General features: G+C 60.0%; 19 protein-coding genes. All 19 read right to left on the bottom strand.

Annotation, left to right across the window (positions count from 1 at the left end):
- Nucleotide 1 precedes the first annotated feature (1 nt).
- A complete protein-coding gene (gene fliJ / locus ABX75_RS01170) occupies nt 2-451 on the bottom strand; it encodes a flagellar export protein FliJ (RefSeq protein WP_034099491.1) in 450 nt (149 codons plus the stop codon).
- A 3-nt stretch (nt 452-454) separates the two neighbouring features.
- On the bottom strand, nt 455-1813 hold the full coding sequence (gene fliI, locus ABX75_RS01165) for a flagellar protein export ATPase FliI (protein WP_034099493.1): 1359 nt from the start codon (nt 1811-1813) through the stop codon (nt 455-457).
- Entirely contained in the window at nt 1803-2567 is a 765-nt protein-coding gene (fliH, locus tag ABX75_RS01160; protein ID WP_034099495.1) for a flagellar assembly protein FliH, read from the bottom strand. The genes fliI and fliH overlap by 11 nt, the downstream gene beginning before the upstream one ends.
- Nucleotides 2568-2577: 10 nt before the next feature.
- On the bottom strand, nt 2578-3597 hold the full coding sequence (gene fliG, locus ABX75_RS01155) for a flagellar motor switch protein FliG (protein ID WP_034099497.1): 1020 nt from the start codon (nt 3595-3597) through the stop codon (nt 2578-2580).
- Nucleotides 3590-5368 (bottom strand): flagellar basal-body MS-ring/collar protein FliF, encoded by a 1779-nt coding sequence (gene fliF / locus ABX75_RS01150; RefSeq protein WP_034099499.1) that lies wholly within the window; start codon nt 5366-5368, stop codon nt 3590-3592. The genes fliG and fliF overlap by 8 nt, the downstream gene beginning before the upstream one ends.
- Nucleotides 5369-5384: 16 nt before the next feature.
- Nucleotides 5385-5714, bottom strand: coding sequence for a flagellar hook-basal body complex protein FliE (gene fliE / locus ABX75_RS01145; RefSeq protein ID WP_034099500.1), 330 nt, complete (start codon nt 5712-5714; stop codon nt 5385-5387).
- A gap of 128 nt (nt 5715-5842) precedes the next feature.
- Nucleotides 5843-7219, bottom strand: coding sequence for a sigma-54 dependent transcriptional regulator (locus ABX75_RS01140; protein ID WP_034114734.1), 1377 nt, complete (start codon nt 7217-7219; stop codon nt 5843-5845).
- Nucleotides 7220-7225: 6 nt separating this feature from the next.
- On the bottom strand, nt 7226-8437 hold the full coding sequence (locus ABX75_RS01135) for a PAS domain-containing sensor histidine kinase (RefSeq protein ID WP_047881320.1): 1212 nt from the start codon (nt 8435-8437) through the stop codon (nt 7226-7228).
- A 110-nt stretch (nt 8438-8547) separates the two neighbouring features.
- On the bottom strand, nt 8548-10023 hold the full coding sequence (locus ABX75_RS01130) for a sigma-54 dependent transcriptional regulator (protein ID WP_034099504.1): 1476 nt from the start codon (nt 10021-10023) through the stop codon (nt 8548-8550).
- 169 nt (nt 10024-10192) lie between these two features.
- On the bottom strand, nt 10193-10489 hold the full coding sequence (gene fliT, locus ABX75_RS01125) for a flagellar protein FliT (RefSeq protein WP_034099506.1): 297 nt from the start codon (nt 10487-10489) through the stop codon (nt 10193-10195).
- Nucleotides 10490-10514: 25 nt separating this feature from the next.
- Nucleotides 10515-10904, bottom strand: coding sequence for a flagellar export chaperone FliS (gene fliS / locus ABX75_RS01120; RefSeq protein WP_034099507.1), 390 nt, complete (start codon nt 10902-10904; stop codon nt 10515-10517).
- 128 nt (nt 10905-11032) lie between these two features.
- Nucleotides 11033-12400, bottom strand: a complete 1368-nt coding sequence (gene fliD / locus ABX75_RS01115; protein WP_047881319.1) for a flagellar filament capping protein FliD — start codon at nt 12398-12400, stop codon at nt 11033-11035.
- An 83-nt stretch (nt 12401-12483) separates the two neighbouring features.
- Nucleotides 12484-12828: a flagellar protein FlaG gene (locus ABX75_RS01110; protein ID WP_034099511.1), complete on the bottom strand. Its 345-nt coding sequence runs from the start codon at nt 12826-12828 to the stop codon at nt 12484-12486.
- A gap of 76 nt (nt 12829-12904) precedes the next feature.
- Nucleotides 12905-14623 (bottom strand): flagellin, encoded by a 1719-nt coding sequence (locus ABX75_RS01105; protein ID WP_047881318.1) that lies wholly within the window; start codon nt 14621-14623, stop codon nt 12905-12907.
- A gap of 277 nt (nt 14624-14900) precedes the next feature.
- Complete coding sequence (locus ABX75_RS01100) at nt 14901-15830, bottom strand: ketoacyl-ACP synthase III (protein WP_034114743.1); 930 nt, start codon at nt 15828-15830, stop codon at nt 14901-14903.
- A gap of 280 nt (nt 15831-16110) precedes the next feature.
- Nucleotides 16111-17721 carry a flagellar hook-associated protein 3 gene (locus tag ABX75_RS01095; protein WP_040269028.1) on the bottom strand — a complete coding sequence of 537 codons (1611 nt, stop codon included), beginning with the start codon at nt 17719-17721 and terminating at the stop codon, nt 16111-16113.
- Nucleotides 17722-17735: 14 nt separating this feature from the next.
- The gene (gene flgK / locus ABX75_RS01090; protein ID WP_034099519.1) at nt 17736-19781 is read right to left on the bottom strand and encodes a flagellar hook-associated protein FlgK; all 2046 of its coding nucleotides are present in this window, start codon (nt 19779-19781) and stop codon (nt 17736-17738) included.
- A gap of 10 nt (nt 19782-19791) precedes the next feature.
- Nucleotides 19792-21063, bottom strand: a complete 1272-nt coding sequence (gene flgJ, locus ABX75_RS01085) for a flagellar assembly peptidoglycan hydrolase FlgJ (RefSeq protein ID WP_047881317.1) — start codon at nt 21061-21063, stop codon at nt 19792-19794.
- A 4-nt stretch (nt 21064-21067) separates the two neighbouring features.
- Nucleotides 21068-22156, bottom strand: a complete 1089-nt coding sequence (locus tag ABX75_RS01080) for a flagellar basal body P-ring protein FlgI (RefSeq protein WP_034099860.1) — start codon at nt 22154-22156, stop codon at nt 21068-21070.
- Between the last annotated feature and the right edge of the window lie 9 nt (nt 22157-22165).

Here is a 22165-nt window from a genome sequence, read left to right as displayed (position 1 = left end):
TTTAGAACTGTTCCGGACGCGGCAGGCGTTGGGACAGTTCATCCAGCAACTTCTGCTCGCGCTTGTCTTCAATCGCCCGCGCTTCATCGATATAGCGCTGCACCAGCTTGCGCAAACCTTCGACGCGGGCGAATGCCTGCTGCCAGCTCTCACGGGCCTTATCGAGGTTGTTCTGGTGCCAGGCCAGGCTTTGACGCTGCTGGCCGACGGCGGTTTCCAACTGGTTGAGAAAGCCCTGATAGCCCATCAGCCATTGGCCCGATACGCCTTTGGCGCCGCGCTCGATCCACTGCTGCTGGTACTCGCCGCGAAAACGCTCCAGGTCGCCCAGCTTGCTTTCGGCCAAGCGCACTTGGCCCTGGAAATACCCCAGGCGCTGCACCGCGGTTTTTTCGGCCTTTTCGGCCATGTCCACCACCGGGGCCAAGCGTGACGCGCGACTGCTGGCCATGGCTTAGCCGCCTGGCGCCGGGGCGAAGATAGACTGCAAGTGCGCTTCGCTTTCGCCCATGCTGATCTTGTCGTTGAGGCCCTGGCGCAGGTACGTCACCAACTGCGGTTGCAGGGCGATGGCCAGGTCGGTGTCGCGATCGCCGCCGGCCACATAGGCGCCGACGCTGATCAGGTCGCGACTCTGCTGATAACGCGACCACAACTGCTTGAACTGCTGGGCACGAGTCATGTGCTCGGGCGTGACCACCGCCGGCATCACCCGGCTGATGGACGCTTCGATGTCGATGGCCGGGTAGTGCCCCTCCTCCGCCAGCCGCCGCGACAACACGATATGGCCGTCGAGTACGCCCCGGGCCGAGTCGGCGATGGGGTCCTGCTGGTCATCGCCTTCGGACAGCACCGTGTAGAACGCGGTGATCGAGCCCCCACCGGCCTCGGCGTTACCGGCGCGCTCCACCAGCTTAGGCAGCTTGGCGAACACCGACGGCGGGTAACCCTTGGTGGCCGGCGGCTCACCGATGGCCAGGGCGATTTCCCGCTGGGCCTGGGCGAAACGGGTGAGCGAGTCCATCAGCAACAGGACGTTCTTGCCCTTGTCGCGAAAGTATTCGGCGATGCGCGTGCAATACATGGCGGCGCGCAGTCGCATCAGCGGCGCATCGTCGGCAGGGGATGCAACCACCACCGAGCGTTTGAGACCTTCCTCGCCGAGGCTGTGCTCGATGAACTCCTTCACCTCCCGGCCCCGCTCGCCGATCAGCCCAACCACGATGATGTCGGCCTCGGTAAAGCGCGTCATCATGCCCAGCAACACCGACTTACCCACGCCGGTGCCCGCGAACAGGCCCAGACGCTGGCCGCGGCCGACCGTCAATAAACCGTTGATGCTGCGAATCCCCACGTCCAGCGGCACGCTGATGGGGTTACGGTTGAGCGGGTTGATGGTGGGGCCGTCCATCGGCACCCAATCTTCGGCCTTCATACCGCCCTTGCCGTCCAGCGCGCGACCGGCGCCGTCGAGCACGCGACCGAGCATGCTCATGCCCATGGGCAGGCGGCCGGTATCGGCCAGGGGCACCACGCGGGCACCGGGGGCGATGCCCGCCAGGCTGCCCACGGGCATCAGGAAAATCTTGCTGCCGGAAAACCCCATGACCTCGGCTTCAACCTGCACCGGGTGATAACTGTCGTCGTTGATCACCATGCAGCGGCTGCCCATGGCGGCGCGCAAGCCTTCGGCTTCGAGGGTCAGGCCGACCATGCGCAACAGCCGCCCTTCCAGGATCGGCTGGCCGGGCAATTCGGTGGCTTCGGTGTAAGCGCTCAAGCGCTTGGTGAAGCTGGTGCGATCAAGGCGCATCGGGGGCGTCCAAGTCGATGCTCAGGTCCGGTTCGGCCGGGTTCAGCACCTGCTCGTGCTGTTGATCGAGCAACTTGGCCATGATCTGGCTGATGCGGGTTTCCACCGTGGCATCGATGCGGCTGTGCTCGGTCTCGACGCGGCAACCGCCGGGCTGCAACGCGGCGTCTTCGACGATGCGCCAGGTTTCTTCATGGCGCTCGCGCAGGGCTTTGACCTGTTCGAAATCCTGCGGGTTGATGTATAGCCGCACATTGCCGACGCCCAGGGGCAGCAGCTTGAGGGCTTCGCGCATGACGCTTTCGATCTGGCTGGAGTCCAGCGCCAACTCACGCTGAATCACCTGACGCGTCATGTGCTCCACCAGGCGCACCATGGCTTTTTCGATCTGGGTGTCCTGTTCGGCGATAGGCTCGAACAAGCTGCCCATCAAGCGCTCCAGGCTGGCCAGTTTCACCGCCAGCGCGGCCTCGGCCTCCTGGCGCACCTTGAGGGTGGTGCTACGAAAACCGTCTTTTTCACCAGCGGCAAAGCCCTCGTTGTAGGCTTCCTGGCGGATGCTTTCCAATTCTTCCAGGGTCAGCGGCTGGACTTCTTCCAGCGGCACTTCTTCCATTTCCACCGGTAGTTCTTCCACCGGTTCGGGTTCGGGTTCAGGCACATGCGGGTCGAAGCTGGGCAACGACCAGATGTCGAACCCGCCGACATCCCGTGCGCGAATCAGATCGCTGGGTGCCTCATCTTTGCTCGACATGGACAACGCCTTAGATCATTTCTTCGCCGCCCTTCCCACCGAGAACGATTTCTCCGGCTTCGGCCATACGGCGGGCAATGGTGAGGATTTCTTTCTGCGCGGTTTCCACGTCGCTGACGCGTACCGGGCCCTTGGCTTCCAGGTCGTCGCGCAACAGTTCGGACGCACGCTTGGACATGTTCTTGAAGATCTTTTCCTTGACGCCGTCGTCGGAGCCTTTGAGTGCCAGTACCAACACATCGGAGGACACTTCGCGCAGCAACGCCTGGATGCCACGGTCGTCGACATCGGAGAGGTTGTTGAACACGAACATAAGGTCTTCGATCTGGCCGGACAGGGTGTCGTCGATCTCGCGGATCGAGTCCATCAACTGGCCTTCGACCGAGCTGTCGAGGAAGTTCATGATGTCCGCCGCGCGCTTGATACCGCCCAGGGTGGTACGCGAGGCATTGGAGTTGCCCGAGAACTGCTTCTCCAGGATGGTGTTCAGTTCTTTCAGGGCCGCCGGCTGCACGGTATTGAGCGACGACACGCGCAGGATGATGTCCAGACGCACTTTATGGTCGAAGTGACCCAGCACTTCACCAGCCTGGTCGGGGTCGAGGTACGCCACCACGATGGCCTGAATCTGCGGGTGCTCGTAGCGGATCACATCGGCCACGGCGCGCGGTTCCATCCACTTGAGGCTGTCCAGGCCGCTGGTATTGCCACCCAGCAGGATGCGGTCGATCAAGCCGTTGGCCTTGTCTTCGCCCAGGGCCGAGGTGAGCATCTTGCGGATGTAGCTGTCGGAGCCGACGCCCAGGCTGGTCTGGTCGCCGACAATCTCGACGAACTCGCTCATCACCTGTTCGACTTGCTCGCGGTGCACATTGCGCATTTGCGCCATGGCCACGCCCACCCGTTGAACCTCTTTGGGCCCCATATGGCGCAGCACTTGGGCGGCGTCGGTTTCCCCCAACGACAGCAGCAGGACTGCGGCTTTGTCGACTCGGGAGAGCTTGGCAACAGCGGCTCGATTATCACTCATCTGCGTTAATCCACTCTTTCACGACCTGAGCCACACGGCCCGGGTCTTCTGCTACCAGACTCTTGATTGCGTTCAACTGCGCGTCATAGCCTTCGCTCGGGCTTGGCAACAGGATGCTTTGCGGGCCGCCGAGGCTGACGCGGTCGTTGCCCAGTTCGCCGTCCAGGCCGCCCATGCCACCCAACTCGACATCGCTGCCGCCGGCCAGGGCCAGTTGTTTCTTGCCATTGCCAGTGATGTTGTTGAGCACCGGACGCAGCACGCCGAACACCAGCACCAGGATGAACAGCACACCCAGCACTTGCTTGACGATGTCCCAGAACCACGGCTGCGAGTAGAACGCAGGCTCGGCAATCACTTCGCCACGCTCGGCGGAGAACGGCATGTTAATCACGCTCACGCTGTCGCCACGGCTGGCGTCGAAGCCGACGGCGTCCTGCACCAGGCGGGTAAAGCGCGCCAATTCGTCGGCGCTCCACGGGGCACGGGTGACCGCGCCGTCTGCGGCATTGACCTTGACCTGATCGTCGACCACTACCGACACCGACAGGCGATTGACACGGCCCTGCTGCTGCTTGGTATGGCTGATGGAACGGTCCAGCTCGAAGTTCTTGGTGGACTGGTTACGCTTGTCCGCCGGGTACGGGGCGAGCATCGGCTGGCCGGTGGCCGGGTCCATGATCTGCTGACCGTTGGCGTCCAGCAGCGGTTGCCCAGGCTGGATCGCGCCGGCGGTAGCGGCGGCGCCACCGGTGGTTTGCGGGGCCGAGGCCGGCGATGGCGGCTGGTTGCTCAGGGCTCCCGGCACACCTTGGGGGCCATTGCTGGCGGTGCGTTGTTCGCTGGTGGACTGCTCGCTGCGCAGGGCCGGCTGGTCCGGGTTGAACTGCTCAGAGGTGGACTCCACGGCGCTGAAATCCACATCGGCGGAGACTTCGGCTTTATAGCGGTCATTGCCCAACACCGGTTGCAGGATGTTGTGCACGCGCTGGGTCAGCATGCTTTCCACGCGGCGGCTGTAATCGAACTGCTTGCCGGCCTGGGTCAGCGCGGAGTTCTCAGCTTGGTCGGAGAGCAGGTTGCCCTTTTGATCCACCACGGTGATCTGGGATTTGCTCAGTTCGGGAACGCTGGTAGCCACCAAGTTGACGATGGCATTGACCTGACCGGGTTCCAGGGAACGACCGGCGAACAGCTCAACCAGCACCGAGGCGCTGGGCTTGCGCTCATCACGCACAAATACCGAGCTTTTCGGAATGGCCAGGTGCACGCGGGCACCCTTGACGTTATTGAGGCTGGAGATGGTACGCGCCAGTTCCCCTTCCAGGCCGCGACGATAACGGGTGGCTTCCATGAATTGACTGGTGCCCAGGCCCTGGTCCTTGTCGAGGATCTCAAAACCGATATTGCTGTCGGACGGCGTCACACCGGCAGCGGCCAGCTTCATGCGCGCACGGGCGACGTCATCGGCCTTGACCAGCAGAGCCCCGGAGTTGGGCTCCACGGTGTAGGCGATGTCGGCGGCGGCCAGGGTTTCCATGATCTGTTTGGAATCCAGGCCAGCCAGGCTGCCATACAATGGCCGGTAATCGGGTTGCTGCGACCACAACACCACGGCAAAACCAATCGCCACGCTGGCAGCCAGGCCGACCAACAGGCCAACCTGACGCAACATGGTCATTTCCGAAAGGTTTTCCAGGAACGACAGGCCAAACAGCGGCGGCTTGCCTTCTGTCTTGGCGGGTACGTTGTCCACGACTGCTTCTGCCATGACTTAAATCTCGCCCTTAAACCGGCATCTGCATGATGTCTTGATAGGCCTGAACCAGCTTGTTACGCACTTGGGTCAGAGCCTGAAAGGAAACGCTGGCTTTTTGCGAAGCGATCATCACGTCGGTGAGGTCCACACCGCTCTTGCCGATCTCGAACGCGCTGGCCAACTGGCTGGAGGCTTGCTGGGTGTCGCTGACTTTGTTGATGGCCTGACCAAGCATGTCGGCAAAACTGCTTTGGCCCAACTCCGGCGCTGGCGCGACGGATTTCGGTTGAGCCATGGCATCCATCTGCATGGAGCGCATATCCAACATCAACCGATTGAACTCAATACCCTGGCTCATGACCTTCTCTCTCCGACCCGCAAAAATTTGACACTACGCTGCAGTTACTAGGGGAGGTAGCAACAAGGGTGCCAGATCCGTGGCGACTCGTAAGAAAAGGCGACAAACCTTGTACGCCTTGGCTATTTTCAGGTGGCGAAAAGATACGCTTCCACATCCATGCCCGCGTCGCGCATCTGCGCCAACTTGTAGCGCAAGGTGCGCGGGCTGATGCCCAGGCGTTCGGCGGCCTCTTTGCGGCGGCCGCGCTCGGCGCGCAGGGTATCGATGATCATCTGGAATTCGCGGCGACGCAGGTCATCGCCCAAAGCGCTGGCGGTTTCCACCTCGGCGACCAACGGTGCGGGGGCCAGTGTCGGCAGCGGCGCCGCGCCACTGCCCATGGCCAGACAGAAATCCTGGGGTTGAATCAAGCCGCCCTGCTGCAAGATCAGGGCACGTTGGATCGCGTTGTCCAGTTCCCGCACGTTGCCCGGCCATGGATAGGCGATCAGGCACGCCTGCGCCTCGGCCGACAGCCGCGCCTGGGCGTGCTTCATTTTTTTGACGTGGTTGTTCAGCAGGCGCTCGGCCAAGGGCACGATATCCGCCGGACGCTCGCGCAAAGGGCGCCAGGCCAGCGGAAACACCGAGAGGCGATAGAACAAGTCTTCACGGAAGCGCCCCGCCGCCACTTCGCCGGCGAGATCGCGGTTGGTGGTGGCCACCACTCGGATATCCAACTGGATCGGTTTGCGCGCGCCGACGCGCTCCACTTCGCGCTCCTGCAACACACGCAGCAACTTGGCTTGCAGGCCCAAGGGCATCTCGGAAATCTCGTCGAGCAGGATCGTGCCGCCGTCGGCCTGCTCGAACTTGCCGGCTTGCGCCGCAATAGCACCGGTGAATGAGCCCTTTTCATGACCGAACAGCGTGGCTTCCAGCATGTTGTCGGGGATCGCCGCGCAGTTGATGGCGATGAACGGCTGCTTGGCGCGGGTCGACTGCTGGTGAATGTAACGCGCCAGCACTTCCTTACCCGTACCGGACTCACCGGAAATCAGCACCGTGGAATCGCTGCGCGCCACGCGGGCCGCCAATTCCAGCAACTGGGCGCTGGCTGGCTCGATGGCAATCGGACCCTCGCCTTCGTGCGCCGAGATCACGCCAAGAGCGTGGCGCGCTACCAACTCGATCAGGGCCTTGGGCTCAAAGGGCTTGACCAGGTAATCCGCCGCGCCCTGGCGCATCGCATCCACCGCGCGTTCCACGGCACCGTGGGCAGTCATCAACAACACCGGCAGTTGCGGCTGGCGGGCGCGCAGCAGGGCCAACAACTGGTGACCGTCCATGCCGGGCATATTGACGTCGCTGACCACTAGACTGAACGCCTCCTGGGCCACCGCCTCCAAGGCCTCCTCGGCAGACCCGACCGCCCGGTAGTCATGGCCCGCCAGCAGCAGCGTGTCAGCCAATGCTTCACGCAGGGCGCGATCGTCTTCCACCAGTAAAACCTTGATAGCCATGACTCTTTACTCCGCGCTTGCCGCGCCTGAAAACAGCGGCAAGCTCATCAATGCACAGGTGCCGCGCCCCAACCGGGAACGCAGCTGCAATTCTCCCTGATGGGCGCGCGCCACGGCCTTGACCACCGTCAGGCCCAGGCCAGTTCCGTTGGTCTTGGTGGTAAAAAAGGGTTCGCCCAGACGCCGCAGCACCTGCGGGTCGATGCCACTGCCGTTGTCGCTGATGCACAGGCGCAGCGAATCTTGACGGCGATATAGATGCACCTTGAGCCGCGCGCCGGGGCCGCTGGCCTGGGTGGCGTTTTCGATCAGGTTGAGCAGCGATCCCACCAGGGTGTCGCGATTGCACAGCAACTCGCCTTGGTGGCTGTCGCACTGCCAGCGCACCTGCGCGTCTTGAATGTGTGTGGCGGCCGCCGCCTGCAGGGTCTGCATCAGCTCGGCCGGAGTGATGCGGTCGGTCAACGGCAGTTCGCCGCGAGCGAACACCAACATGTCGCGTACCTGATGCTCCAATTCGTGCAGACGCTCTTTAAGGCGCCCGGCGAAACGCTGATGGGTCACGGCCGGCAACTGTTCATCAGTCAAATGACTGGCGTAGATCAACGCCGCCGACAAGGGCGTACGGATTTGATGCGCCAGAGAAGCGACCATGCGCCCCAGGGACGACAAGCGCTCATGGCGCGCCAACTGGTCTTGCAAGTGGCGGGTTTCAGTCAGGTCGTTGAGCAGCACCAACTGGCCGGGCTCGGCGTCCAGGGAACGGGTGGAAATCGACAGTCGACGCCCATCCTTGAGGGAGATTTCATGACCATCATCTTCGCGCGGGGCGAAGCAGCGGGTGATGACGTGACGCCACAGCTCGCCTTCCAGCGGCAGTCCCAGCAGGTCGCAGGCGGCGGGGTTGGCTTCGCGCACGCGGCCTTGGTCGTCAATCACGATCACGCCGCCGGGCAACAGGTCGAGCAGGTTTTGCAAGCGGTTGGCCAGGCGTTCTTTCTCGGCCAGCTCCTGCATACGCTGAGCACTGACCACCGCCAGCTCGCCTTTAAGCTCCGAGACCCGGGCTTCCAGCAGACTGTAGGAGTCGCTCAGTTGGCTCGACATCTGGTTGAACTGCGAGAACGCATGTTCAAGACCCTGCCGGGCGAGCGGCTCTGCGGAGGGAACAAGCCCCTGGATGGCAGGGGCTGAGGCTAATTGGGCGGCGTGGGGCATGATGCTCTCTCGCTTGGCTGACCGTCAGTTAAACGGAACGTTGCGAGGGCTGTAGCAATACCCGTGCCTAAAAAAATAGGCTTAGTTTTCAGTCAGTTGAAAAACAGGCGTCAATCATCCGCCTGTTCGTCACCTTCGCGGCGGCTCATACCGTACTTGCGCATCTTCTCCACCAGGGTGGTACGACGAATGCGCAAGCGCTCGGCGGCACGGGCGACAATGCCACCGGCATCGTCCAGGGCTTGCTGGATCAGGCCCTGCTCCAGGTTACCGAGGTAGTCCTTCAGGTCCAGGCCCTCCGGCGGCAGCATGGCAGTGGAACCGAAGTCCGGGGTGTGGCCGTTGATGGCGACCCGTTCTTCCATATCACTGCGCAGACTGTCGACCAATTGCTCATCTTCGTCGTCGACATAGCGGAATTTCTTCGGCAGCTCGACTACGCCGATCACACCGTAGGGGTGCATGATCGCCATGCGCTCCACCAGGTTGGCCAGCTCACGCACGTTGCCCGGCCAGCCGTGGCGGCACAGAGACATGATTGCGGCGGAGTTAAAGCGAATCGAGCCACGCTTTTCGTGTTCCATGCGCGAGATCAGTTCGTTCATCAGCAGCGGGATGTCTTCCACGCGCTCACGCAGCGGGGCCATCTCGATAGGGAATACGTTGAGGCGATAGTAGAGGTCTTCGCGGAAGCTGCCGATCTCGATCATGCTTTCGAGGTTCTTGTGGGTCGCGGCGATGATGCGCACGTCCACGCTCTGGGTCTTGTTGCTGCCCACGCGCTCGAAGGTGCGCTCCTGCAACACACGCAGCAGCTTGACCTGCATCGGCAGCGGCATGTCGCCGATTTCGTCGAGGAACAGAGTGCCGCCGTTGGCCAGCTCGAAACGCCCGGCACGGCTGGTGATGGCGCCGGTAAAGGCGCCCTTCTCATGGCCGAACAGTTCGCTTTCCAGCAGCTCTGCCGGAATCGCCCCGCAGTTGACCGGTACAAAGGGCCCGTCGCGGCGCTTGGAATGGTAATGCAGGTTGCGCGCGACCACTTCCTTGCCGGTGCCCGACTCGCCGAGGATCAGCACGCTGGCGTCAGTGTCGGCCACTTGCTGCATCATCTGGCGCACGTGCTGGATGGCGCGGCTGGTGCCGACCAGGCTACGGAACAGGTTGGGTTCGCGATGACGACCGCGCTCGCGAGCCTGGTCGTACATCTCGCGATAGACCTGGGCACGGTGCAGGGAATCAAGCAATTTGCTGTAGCTGGGCGGCATTTCCAGGGTGGAAAGGACACGTCGGCGCTGGTCTTCGGGCAGGTCGAGCGAAGAATTTTCGCCCATCAGCAACACGGGAAGGAACTCATCCCAGGTAGACAGTGTCTTTAACAAGCCCAAAACAGCGCCAGGAGCGTTTACCGTCCCGATCAGCACACAAATGACTTCACGGCTTGACGACAACGAGCTGACCGCCTGCTGCCAATCGTGGCTGCCGCAGGGCAAATTTTCTTCGCCGAGAAAATTCAAAATCACCGCTAAATCGCGGCGGCGGACGCTATCGTCATCAATCAGCAGAATTTTGGTTTCACGCCACATGCAATAGCAACTTCCCTAGTAAAACTTCCTGCCCAAGTGTAAGGGCAATCGAGACGGCTGTAGGACTTCTTACTCTATAGACGTCTGAACTCTGAAAACAGCACTAGTTAAGTCAAAAAAGCTGGCACGGTCAAATTTATGACGCGCCGGTCGGATTAACTGCGTCTGTTCAGCCGAACAGATGGTAGACCTTTGACGCATTCTTCGCTTGGTTGATCTGCGACATCTCTTCGAAAATCGCCTGGCGCTCGCCGGTCGTTACCTCCAGCAATTGCTGGTAGACCGCCAGCAGACTCTCCAGCTTCTCACGCAGCGCATCTTCGTCCACAGGGGCTTCGCTGAGCACCTCATCAATCACCGCACGGCAACCCAGATCCAACTCGCTGACAGCCTCCCAGTTGCGCTCAGCCAGCGCGCCGATCAGGGCTTCGCGGGTCTCGTCAATACGTTGCAGTGCGTGGCTCATGATGTGTACCTCTAGGCGGTCCGCCTTATTGTGGAGCAATGGCATCCCAGCCAGTCTTGACGGTGATCAGCAGACGCGCGACTTCGTCGATCATCTCGGCGTCATTGACCTGATTAGCCTCGACCAGACGATTACCCATGTAGTTGTACAGCGCGTCCAAGCGCTGAATCGCTTCCGGATCTTCGGCCTTCTCCGGCTCCAGGCCATCGCGCAGGCCGGAGATAATTTCAATGGCCTTGCCTAGCAACAGCCCTTTCTGGGCGATATCACCGCGACTCAACGCGCCCTTGGCCTGCGCCATACGATCCAAACCACCCTCCATCAGCATCTGCACGAGGCGATGCGGGCTGGCCTCGGAGACCTGAGCATGGGAATTGACCTTCTGGTACTGGCGAAGGGCTCTCATCGGGTTCATGTTGCTACCTCGTAACGGGCTACAATCGAATAGGGTTGCTTAACCAGTTTTTCGACCATGGCGACAAAAACTTTAATCCAGAACTGTGCGACAAAGCCCTGGATCAGGGCTTTTAGGCGCACCGACTATCAGCTCGACTTCGGATTGTTCAGCGAGTTGAGGGTGGTCATGATGCTGGAGCTACTGGCATTGATCTGCGCGATCATGGTGTCCATCGCGGTGTACTTGGCGGTCAGGGACTTTTGCAAGGCGTCCATGCGTCGTGTCAGATCCGCCGTCTGGGTGTTCAAATCCGTCAACTTATTGTTCAAGTCGGTCGCACGGGCTGCCAAGGTGCCAGTGGTGCCCACGTAACTGTTGGTCGCCTTGTTCATGCGTGTGATCAAGCCAGTGTCGCCGGTAAACAGCTTGGCAATATCGCCTGCGCCCTTGACCACCGCTTTGTCCCAGGTCTTATCGTCCAGGCTCAACAGCCCGGTTTTCTGATCCGTGGTGATACCCATCTGCGCCAAGCTGGTCATGGTGCCGGCGCCAGAGCCGTTGACCAGTTCGGAGCGCAGGCTGTTGACCAATTGACGCATCGACGCGTCGCCCGTCAACGCCGCGGCTGTGGTGGTCGAGGCATCCCCGGTAGCCGTGACTTTGGTCTGGGTGTTGATCGCGGTCATCAGCGTGTTATAGGCACTGACGAAGGACTGCACCGACGTCTTCAATGTATCGGTATTGCTGGCCACGGTGATGGTCGTCGGCTTGGTCGTATCGATCGTGTCCAGCAGGTCCAGGGTCACACCACTGATCGCAGAGGTGATCTTATTGGTGTTCGACGACATTTCAACGCCATCGATTGAATACTTGGCGTTGGTGGGGGCTTTGCCTTTGTCGTAGCCTGTGGCCAGTTCGGAATCACCGCTGAGAGTGATGTCGGTACCATCCCCCATGGTGGTCGAGGTCAGCACCAGACGCGCACCGTTGGAGTCACTCAGCACGTTGGCACTGATGCCCTGAGCCGAGAGCTGGGTATTGATCGTCTCGCGCACTTGCTGCAAGGTCGCGCCGCCGGGAATTACCACGTCATAGCTTTTGCCCGACTGATTGATCGTCAGCGTCTGATCTTCGTCGGTGCTGTTGGCCTTGCCAGAAGCGCCGTCCGCATTCATCGCCGTAGTGACTTTCGACGCGGTCGCCAGGTTGGTGACTTTAAGCACGTATTTGCCGCTGGATGCACCGTCCCCCAGAGTGACCTTGATGTTCTTCTCCTCCGAAGAGGAGGCCGACAGCCCGTTAAACGCCGAGGCATTGTTCAACTTGGTGATCGCCGCCTGGTAGGCTTCCAACGCCGTCTTGACCGAGCCAACAGCCGACAACTGGACGGTGGCTGCTTTCTGTTCGTTGGTGATCTGCTGCTGCTTGGGCGCCTGCTCAGCCCCCACCAACGCTTTGACGATAGCCTGCGTGTCGTAGCCCGAACCTGGGCCGGAAATCGTTGAACTAGCCATTTGCCATTCTCCTTGTCCTGCAGCGGCCGTTTTTTTGGCGCTCGCGTGCTCTGACCGCAATCAGAAACATGTTTCGTGCCAACTCACGCCTTGCTGTCAAACAGCACGCTGCTGGCATCGCTCAGATTCTGCGCCAACTTCAGCGCGGTCTCCGATGGAATTTGTCGAATTACTTCGCCACTGTCCGTGGCAATCACCTTGACGACCACTTTGCCGGTAGTGTCATCGATGGAAAAATCCAGATTGCGCTGTGAAGCCTGCACAAACTCTCGTATATCAGTCACCGCTTTTTCCAATGCCACGCGCTGGGGCTCTTCACCCTTGACCGGTTCACTGGGGGCCGCAGGCTTGAACGGTGTTACAGGCGCACTACTGGCCTGGGTAATACCAGCCGGGTAAGACGCGTTAAGCTTGATGCTCATGTCCATGTCATCACCTCCAAACTGAAAAAACGGAAGGGCACGTTGTTAAACGCACCCTCCCGTTATTTAACCGCTACCGCTATTACTGAAGCAGCTTCAGAACAGAGGAAGGCAGTTGGTTGGCCTGGGACAGGATCGCAGTGGAAGCCTGTTGCAGGGTTTGTTGCTTGGTCAGCTCAGCAGCTTCAGAAGCGAAGTCGGCGTCTTCTACGCGGCCTTTGGCAGCGGAGGAGTTCTGCGAAATGCTCTGCAGGTTGGCCACAGTGCTGGCGAAGCGGTTTTGTACGGCACCCAGCTGCGAACGCTGGCTGTCGATCTGCTGCATGGCGTCGTCCAGAGCCTGGATAGCCTGCTGCGAAGAAGCGGCAGTCAGGATGCTCAGGTCGGAAACGCTGGTTTCCATGGTGACGGCGGTTTTAGTACCGGCCGCAGAAACAGTGGTCAGACCCAGTGCAGCCAGGCCAGTACCGGCGCTGCCGTCCTTGATGGTGATGTCTTTGTCGGCGAACAGGTTCAGGGTGCCGTCAGCATTTTTGCTGGCTTGTACACCGGTACTGGCGCTGTTGATCGAAGCAACGATCGCGTCAGCGGTGTCACCCTTCTTGAACTTGACTTCAACGCCGTTTACGTCGATGGAAGTGTCAGCGGTCAGTTTTGCTTGGGTAGTGCCAGCCGACAGTCCCAGTTGCGACAACGAGCCAGCAGAAGTGTTGGACAGTTTGATGTCTTCACCGCCACCCGAAGTGACCTTAACGCGACCGTCAGTGAAAGTTGCAGTAGCACCGGTACCCGCTGCGGCTGCAATATCTGTCAGCACGTCGGTCATAGTGTCAGCAGCAGCCCAAGTTACTGCGGTGCCGTTAACAGAAATGGCACCGGTAACGCCCATGGCGCTGGTTGCAGTTGTAGCTGCGGCTGCGGTAGTACCGGCAGCGCCCAGGGCCAGGCTGGCCAGACCATCAGTAGCACCAACTGTGGCAGAAGCCCCCAAGACGATATCGTTTTTGGAGCTGAGAGTCACTTTACCATTAGCGTCAGTCGAAGCTGTAACGCCGGTCTGAGCAGTTTTGGCGTTGATGGCGGTCACTGCGGCAGTACCAGCAGCGGAACCTGCAGCAGCAGCACCAAGTGCAACCTCTACACCATTGATGGTGAATGCATCAGTCGCAACGGTTGCGCCTGCATCTGCGGTACCGGTTTTAACAGCTTTGTCACCCAATACAGAACCAGTGGCGGTAGCAGCCAGGCCAGTCATTGCGGTGCCGTCTACAGCAGCTTCTTTGTAGTTACCTTTCAGCGCAGTCGAGCTGATATCGGTCATGCCGAACGAGATAGTCTCGTTGGCGTTGGCGCCGATCTGGAACGCTACGTTGTTGAACGAGCCGTCCAGCAGGTTACGACCACCGAAGGTAGTGGTGCTGGCGATACGGTTCAGCTCGCCCACTTTAGCGGTGAATTCTTGCTGCAGGGAAACACGGTCAGCGTCGCTCTTATCACCGTTCGCCGCTTGCAGGGCGAGTTCACGCAGACGCTGCAGGGTGTTGGTGGATTCTTGCATTGCGCCTTCAGCGGTCTGGGCAATCGACACGCCGTTGTTGGCGTTGGAGATCGCAACGTTCAGGCCCTTGACCTGGTTGTTCAGACGGTTGGCGATCTGCATGCCAGCAGCGTCGTCTTTAGCGCTGTTGATTTTCAGACCGGAGGACAGACGGTTCATCGACTGGCTCAGAGCGTCGGAAGCTTTGTTCAGGTTCTTCTGGACACCCAGGGAAGTGATGTTGGTGTTTACTGATAATGCCATGACGAAATCCTCGTTGGTATTGGATACTGCGGCTTCCGGCCCTGGCAACCGCCGGGTGTGGCCTAGAGAACCTACGTAATAGTTATCGTCGTGGTAGCCGGTTGCTTGAGGGTTTTTTTGATTTTTTTTACTGGCGTGGTGCCACCCCTTGTAATTCAAGGGTTTAAGCCGGGTTTTAACGCCGATTTTGGTGGCTTTTCTGGCGCCAAATAAAAAACGCCGATGATCTTTCGATCATCGGCGTTTGCTTTTGCGGTGAACGCAGTCTAAAGACGCGTCACGGACGATGCAGAATCGCCGAGCCCCACGACAGGCCCACACCGAATCCACTGATCGCCACACGCTTCCAGGTGGCGTCCATCACGTGCTTTTCCAGCAGCAACGGAATGCTCGACGACACGGTGTTACCGGTCTCGACCATGTCCTTGATGAACTTGTCCACCGGCGCCTCTTCGAAGCGACGGGCCACGGCGTCGACAATCGCCGCACTGCCCTGGTGAATGCAGAACGCGTCGATGTCATCGGCCTTGAGGTCCGACTCATTGAGCAGCTCGTGCAAATGCGCCGGAACTTTGAGCAAGGCAAAGTTGAACACCTGGCGACCGTTCATGAAGAACACGCCATCGCTGACCTTCAGGTGCGGTGCGCCGGAACCGTCGGTGCCGAACTTGGACTTGCCCAGCAGCCACGAGGCGTCTTCGCCCATCCAGGTCGCAGTGGCGGCGTCGCCGAACAGCATGGTGGTGTTGCGATCTTCCGGGTCGACGATCTTGGAGTACGGGTCGGCGGTGATCAACAGGCCGTTTTTCAGGCCGGCGGCCTCCATGAAGCCCTTCATCGCGTAGATGCCGTAGACGTAACCGGAACAGCCCAGGGAAATATCGAACGCGGCGACATGGGTCGGCAGGCCGAGTTTGTCTTGGACGATGGCGGCTGTATGGGGCAAGCCCTCTTCGTCACCGTTCTGGGTCACGACGATCAGCGCGTCAATCGACTCGCGCTTGAGATCCGGGTTGTTGGCAAACAAGGCGTTGACCGCTTCGACACACAGATCTGAGGTTTCCTGCGTGGCTTCCTTGCGCGGCAGGAACGCCGAACCGATCTTGCCAATGATGAACTCTTCATCCTTGGCGAATTTGGCACCCTGGGCGTAGTTATCGATACCGTCCGCCGGCACGTAACTGGCGATGCTTTTTATGCCAATCATTGTGGCTTCCCAATACTAAATAGCTGGAGAACACCCCACGGCCGACGCCTGGAGTGCTGACAATAAAGGGGGTAACCCCATAAAAATCCCGCTGAAAGCCGCCCCGCAAGGACCCTGAGACGACTTATCCTTTTCACACGATACAGTGAAGATGCGCTTTATGACTCACAGGTCACTCAATTTTCTCCGGTTTATGCAAAACCTTTAAACAATTGAGCCCCCTGAAACGACAGCGGCCCCGCCTGTTTCCAGGCGAGGCCGCTGTGCTGATGCGGTGAAATCACATTTTGTTGAACAGGCTCAACTGCGAAATCTTCACAAAGGCCAGCTGCGAGGCTTGCAGCATGGTTTGTTGCAGACTCAGATTGATAGCGGCATCCGCAAAATCGACGTTGCCCAATGCATTCATGGTGGTGGCGTTGGCCAGGCTCAAGCTGGTGTTCTCTTGGGACTGGATATCCATACCATTCAAGCGAGCACCGATGGCGCCGCGCACCTGGTCGATCTGACTCTTGGCGTTGGTCAGATTACCGATGGAGCGGGCGACCACGTCCTTGAGCTCTTTCTGTGCCGCCGGTTTTCCGTCCGAGGGCGTCTCTAGGATTTGGCGCAAATGGCTGAGAGTGTCGAGCACGTTCTCGTTTTTGTTGCTGGTGGCGCCAATCACAAACTGGTCGCCATCACCCGGTGGCGGCGTGGTCGTGACGTCAAATGTCACACCCGCCGCGCTCAAGGTTGTGGCGCCGGCGGCCAGGGTGCCGCTGGCGATGGACTTGCTATCCGAGCTATACGGCTGTGCATACACATTGTAATCACCCGCCGCGCCGAACTTGATGACCATACCAGCGTTGGGGAAAGTGCTGGCATAAGCCGCCGAATCACTGACCGTACCACCGCTTATTTGAGCCGTGGTCGGGTTGCTGGGAGTGCGCGAAACACTGAAGGTGTCCGGTTTAATCGACAGGCTGAACTCGCGGTCTTTGACAACCGCATCCGCCGGTGCGCCGGGCAACACGTCTTTACCCAAAGCGTCCTTACCCAGGTTCAGGCCGATGTCGAACTTCACGCCACGCAGATTGATGGTCGAGGCGCCCTCTTTGGTGGCATCGAACGTGCCGTTACCCGGAATCTCGGAGGTGATGTCTTTGCCGGTGTTGTCGCTCACCGTGTATTGAGTGCTGCTGACAAAGGTCAGCTTGTATGGCTGCCCATCGGCAAAGCTGCTGTCATAGCTGGTCTCGGCAGCGATCAACCCCGCCGATATAGTGACCTTGCCGTCATCGACCGCAGGCGGCACAAGAATCGGCGCGGTCTGGGTGCGCCCCGTGTTCGCGGAGCTCTCGAGCATGCTTTTGGCGGTGTCGCCCATCGAGACGGAAATATTCTCGGCGATCTTCAGGCTCAACGGGATGTCGTCGCCCTGATAACTGTAGGTGCCGTTATTGTTGCGCGTATAGGGCGGCGTGTCGGTCTTGCTTCCGGAAAACAGGTAATTGCCCCCGGCATCCTTAGAATTGAGCAGGCCCAGTACCTGATCCTCAATGGCACCGACCTCGGCCGCAATCGATTTGCGGTCCGCATCACTGATCCCGACATTACCGGCCTTCAGGGCCAGTTCGCTGGCCTTTTGCAGGGCGGTGTTGATGTTATCAAGAACGCTATCTTCGGTTACCAGCGAGTTCTTCAGGGTATCGATGTTGCCATTGAACTGCGACAGCATGTCTTTCTGCTGCTGCAACATCAGCAACCGCGCCGCCGCCACAGGATCATCCGCCGCGGTCTGCACGCGTACGCCGGAGCTGGCCTGATCCTGAGCCTTGACCACACTAGAGTAGTTGGACTGGTACTTGGCGGAGCTGGTCTCGAAATACTGCTGTGTGGAAATACGCATCGTCCCGGCCTCCCTTAAAGAGCATTGATCAGTGTGGTGAAGGTTTCTTGCGCGGCCTTGATAATCTGGGACGACGCGGTGTAATACTGCTGGAACTTGATCATGTCGCCCGCCTCGTCATCCAGGTTAACCCCTGACACTGAGTTGCGCGCTTCCTTGTTGGCGCTGAGCAACGCGCCAGTAGCCGTGGTATCAACCCCCGCCTGACTGGCCTTGGAACCGACTTGAGAAACCAGGCGACTGTTGGCCGCCACCAGGCTTACGCCGACATTGCCATCGTTCATGCCGACGCTGGCCTTGGTCTGCAAGTTGAGCAGTTCCTGCGCGTTCCGGCCGTCCGATTTGCCACCGCTGTTGAACGCGAACGTGGTGCTGTCGCCCGCGGCCGGAGAACCGTTCACGGTAGTGTCGAATTTGAAACTCTTACCCGGAATGGCGGCTCCCGAAGCGTCTCGCATCGGAACATCCACGGTGATCTTGTTGCCCTGCCCCGGAATGATGCTGCCGGTGCCGATCGGGTTGCCTTGCGCATCGTTGACGGTATAGGGCTGAGTGCCGTCAGCCGCCGGTTTGCCAAACACCATTTTGACCGGCATCGAGTTCTCGATACCCGCGCGCAACTGTGCGGTGTCTGCCCCGCCATGAATATCCAACGGTACAGTCAAGGTGGGCTGGGTAAACGTGCCAGTGCCACTGTTGGTCGTACTACGAGTACCAGACAGCGGGCCGGCGAACGCCAGCTTATTCGCGTCAGAAAGCGCCACGCCGATGCCACTGGCGCCCGTAGCGGTGGGGCTGACCTTGAAACTGTCGCCGACTGCCACAGGGCCCTTGCCGTCCAGAGACAAGGTAAATCCATCGATCTGGGTCGGCGGCGTGGCTGACAGATCGATAATGCCCAGGGCTTTGCCGTCCGAACGCACCACCGTCGCTTTATTGAGGTCGGTGCTGTCGTTGAAGGTCACTTTGTAATCGAAGGTCGAGAGCTTACTGCTGTCGCCAATCGACACATTCAGGTTGCCGGAACCGCTGCTGTTGCCGGCGGTAGCCTGGCTACGGGAGGCGATAGCAGTTGCACTATTGATGTCGTTGAACAACGACACACCAAAGTCACCGTTCAAATCCAGACCTTGGCCGAGCTGATTGTTCAGGGTATCGGCTGTCGCAATAGCGATACGCCCCAAGTCATTGATAGCCGGCATCAAGGCATCACTGCGATAGCGCAACAGGCCACCGATGCTTCCGCCACTGATTACCGCGCCAAGATCCAGTGTCGTTCCGCTCACATTCAGCTGGATCGTATATTGACTGTTATCCGTGCTGCTCGGCACTGCCGTAATCGTATTGGACAACCCGCCCTCAACCAGCGACTGACCGCTGCCGGTGGTCACACTGAACTGGCCATTCTTCTCGGTGGCGGTGACCCCGATCAGTTCATTGAGCGAACGCACAGCTTCGCTACGCTGGTCCAGCAGGTTGGCCGGAGCGGTGCTCGATGAACCCTGCACTTGAGAGATTTGCCGGTTGAGCGCAGCGATCGAAGAAGTCAGTTGGTTGACCTGATCACTCATGGTACTCAACTGGCTGTTGATGGTTTCTTTCTGCTGCGTCAACTGGGTGGAGATGGAGTTGAAGCGATTGCTCAAGGTCTGGGCATTACTCAACAGCAGTTGGCGGGCCGACAGATCGCTAGGGTTGGAAGATGCGGTCTGCAGCGTGGCGAAGAAGGTGCTGAGTACTGATGACAGACCGGTGTTCTTATCCGACAGCACCTTATCGACCGCACTGATCTGGTCTTGGTAGGCGCGGGCGTCATTATTCAATGCCGTACTGTTCTGGTACGCCGTGTCCAGATACTCGTTGTAGACACGCCGTACATCCGCCAGCGTGGTGCCGCTGCCGATGAATACGCCGCCGAACTGGTTCGACGCGCTAGCGTTCTGGATAGTCTGCTGACGCGAATAGCCTGCGGTATTGGCGTTGGCGATGTTGTTACTCAAGACCGACAACGATCCTTGAGCGGCGTTAAGCCCCGACATCCCGATATTGAGCAAACTCATGGTTCAGACCTTATAAAAGAGTGGTCGCGCCCGCGGCGGCGTAGTTCTGGTAACTGTTCATCGAATGGGCGATCTGCGAGATCTTGTTGGCGTAGTTCGGGTCGGTGGCGTAACCGGCTTTTTGCAACTCGCGTACAAAGCGTTCCGGGTTATCGGCCGACTTCACCACTTCTTTATAGCGGTCATTGCTTTGCAGCAACGTTACCAGGTCGTGGAAGCTGTCCTGGTAGGAGTCGTAGGAACGGAACTGCGCCGTCTCCTTGACCATCGCCCCGTCGCGGAACTCGCTGGTGATCGCGCGGGCCTGGCCGCCCTGCCAACTCTTGCCGGCCTTGATGCCGAACAGGTTGTGGCTGCTGCTGCCGTCTTCTGCGCGCATCACCGATTTGCCCCAACCGGTTTCCAAAGCGGCCTGGGCCACCAGGTACTTCGGATCGATGCCGATACGCTTGGCGGCCGCTTCGGCCATCGGCAGCATGGTGGCGACAAATTCGTCCTGGGAGCTGAAGGCTTTCTTGGCCGGCGCCAATGGTGGCTGGGCCACGGCGCGGCCATAGACCTGCATGCTGCCGTTGGCCGCGGCAACACTGCGTGCGCCGCTGTTGATCACGTTGTCTTGCAGGGCGCTGTTGCGCAGCGGCGCGGCCTTGGCCTCGGTGGCGACCTGGGTGCTCGGCACGATGCCGGCCAGCAGGCGATCGGTCAGCTTGCTCGGCAAGGCGATACGGCGCTGGTTCATCAGCTCCATATCGTTGCTGTGAGTGGCAGCAGCACCGGCTTGAGGCTCGGCGACACGGAACGCCCACAACGGACGCTGACCATTGGAGCGCCCCAGCGGGCCATCGGCCTGGGTGCCGGCGGCGATCTCGGTCGGCACATCGACTTTCTTGACCGCCTCGACCGCAGCCGGGCCCTGCAAGGTGGCCGCCTGGGCGTCCACCGGCTTGTTCTTCTGCATCTGGCGCATCAGCACGTCGGCCAGGCCGATGCCGCCGCCCTCGCGGGACAGCGAGACCGCCAATTGCTGGTCGTACATTTCCTGGTACTGCTTGGCCGCCGGGGTGTTCATAGGGTTGTCTTTGCCCAGCGCCTCGGTGGCCGAACGCATGGACTTGAGCATCTCGCTCAAAAACAGCGACTCGAACTCCTGCGCCACTTTGCGCATGTTGCCTTCGCTGTTTTTGTCAGCACCGACCTTGAGCTGGTTAAGCCGGTTCAAGTCGGAGTAAGAGCCCGAGTCCGCCGAACTGACAATCCCGCTTTTGTGCATATCCATGGCCATGGCCTCAGATGACGATCAGGTCGGCTTGCAAGGCGCCGGCCTGTTTCAATGCTTCAAGGATCGCCATCAAGTCGCCGGGCGCCGCGCCCACCTGGTTCACCGCGCGGACAATCTCGTCCAGGGTGGTGCCGGGGCCAAATTTGAACATCGGCTTGGCTTCTTGCTGAGCGTTAACCCGCGAGCGTGGCACCACTGCGGTCTGGCCGTTGGACAACGGCCCCGGCTGGCTGACGATCGGGTCTTCGGTGATGGTCACCGTCAGGCTGCCGTGGGTCACCGCCGCCGGCGAGACTTTGACGTTCTGGCCGATCACGATCGTGCCGGTACGCGAGTTGATGATGACTTTGGCTACTGCCTGGCCCGGGTCGACTTCCAGGTTTTCCAGGATCGACAGGTAATCGACGCGCTGGCTGGGGTCCAGCGGCGCGGTCACACGGATCGAACCGCCGTCGATGGCTTGGGCCACGCCTGGGCCGAGCATGTCGTTGACCTTGTCGACCACGCGCTTGGCGGTGGTGAAGTCCGAGCGATTGAGGTTCAAGGTCAGGCTGTTGCCCTGGTTGAAACCGCTGGGCACGGTGCGTTCCACCGTGGCCCCGCCAGGGATACGACCGGCCGACGGCACGTTGACGGTGATCTTGGAACCGTCGCGACCTTCGGCGTCGAACCCGCCCACCACCAGGTTGCCCTGGGCAATGGCGTAAACGTTACCGTCGATACCCTTGAGGGGCGTCATCAGCAACGTACCGCCACGCAGGCTTTTGGAGTTACCGATGGACGACACGGTGATGTCCACCACCTGACCCGGCTTGGAGAACGCCGGTAGATCAGCACTGATCGACACCGCCGCGACGTTTTTAAGCTGCACGTTGCCCGACCCCGGCGGCACTTTGATGCCGAACTGCGAGAGCATGTTGTTGAAGGTTTGCAGGGTGAACGGGGTCTGGGTGGTCTGATCACCTGTACCGTTGAGCCCCACCACCAGGCCATAGCCGATCAACTGGTTGGAGCGCACGCCGGAAATGCTGGCGATGTCCTTCAAGCGTTCGGCCTGGGCGACGGCGCTCAAGGAAAGCAACAGGGCCGCCGCCATCAGCTGTTT

Origin of the sequence: Pseudomonas sp. ARP3, from assembly GCF_001029595.1 — a bacterium.
Classification (GTDB): Bacteria; Pseudomonadota; Gammaproteobacteria; order Pseudomonadales; family Pseudomonadaceae; genus Aquipseudomonas; species Aquipseudomonas rhodesiae.
This window is presented reverse-complemented; position numbering and strand designations above follow the sequence as displayed.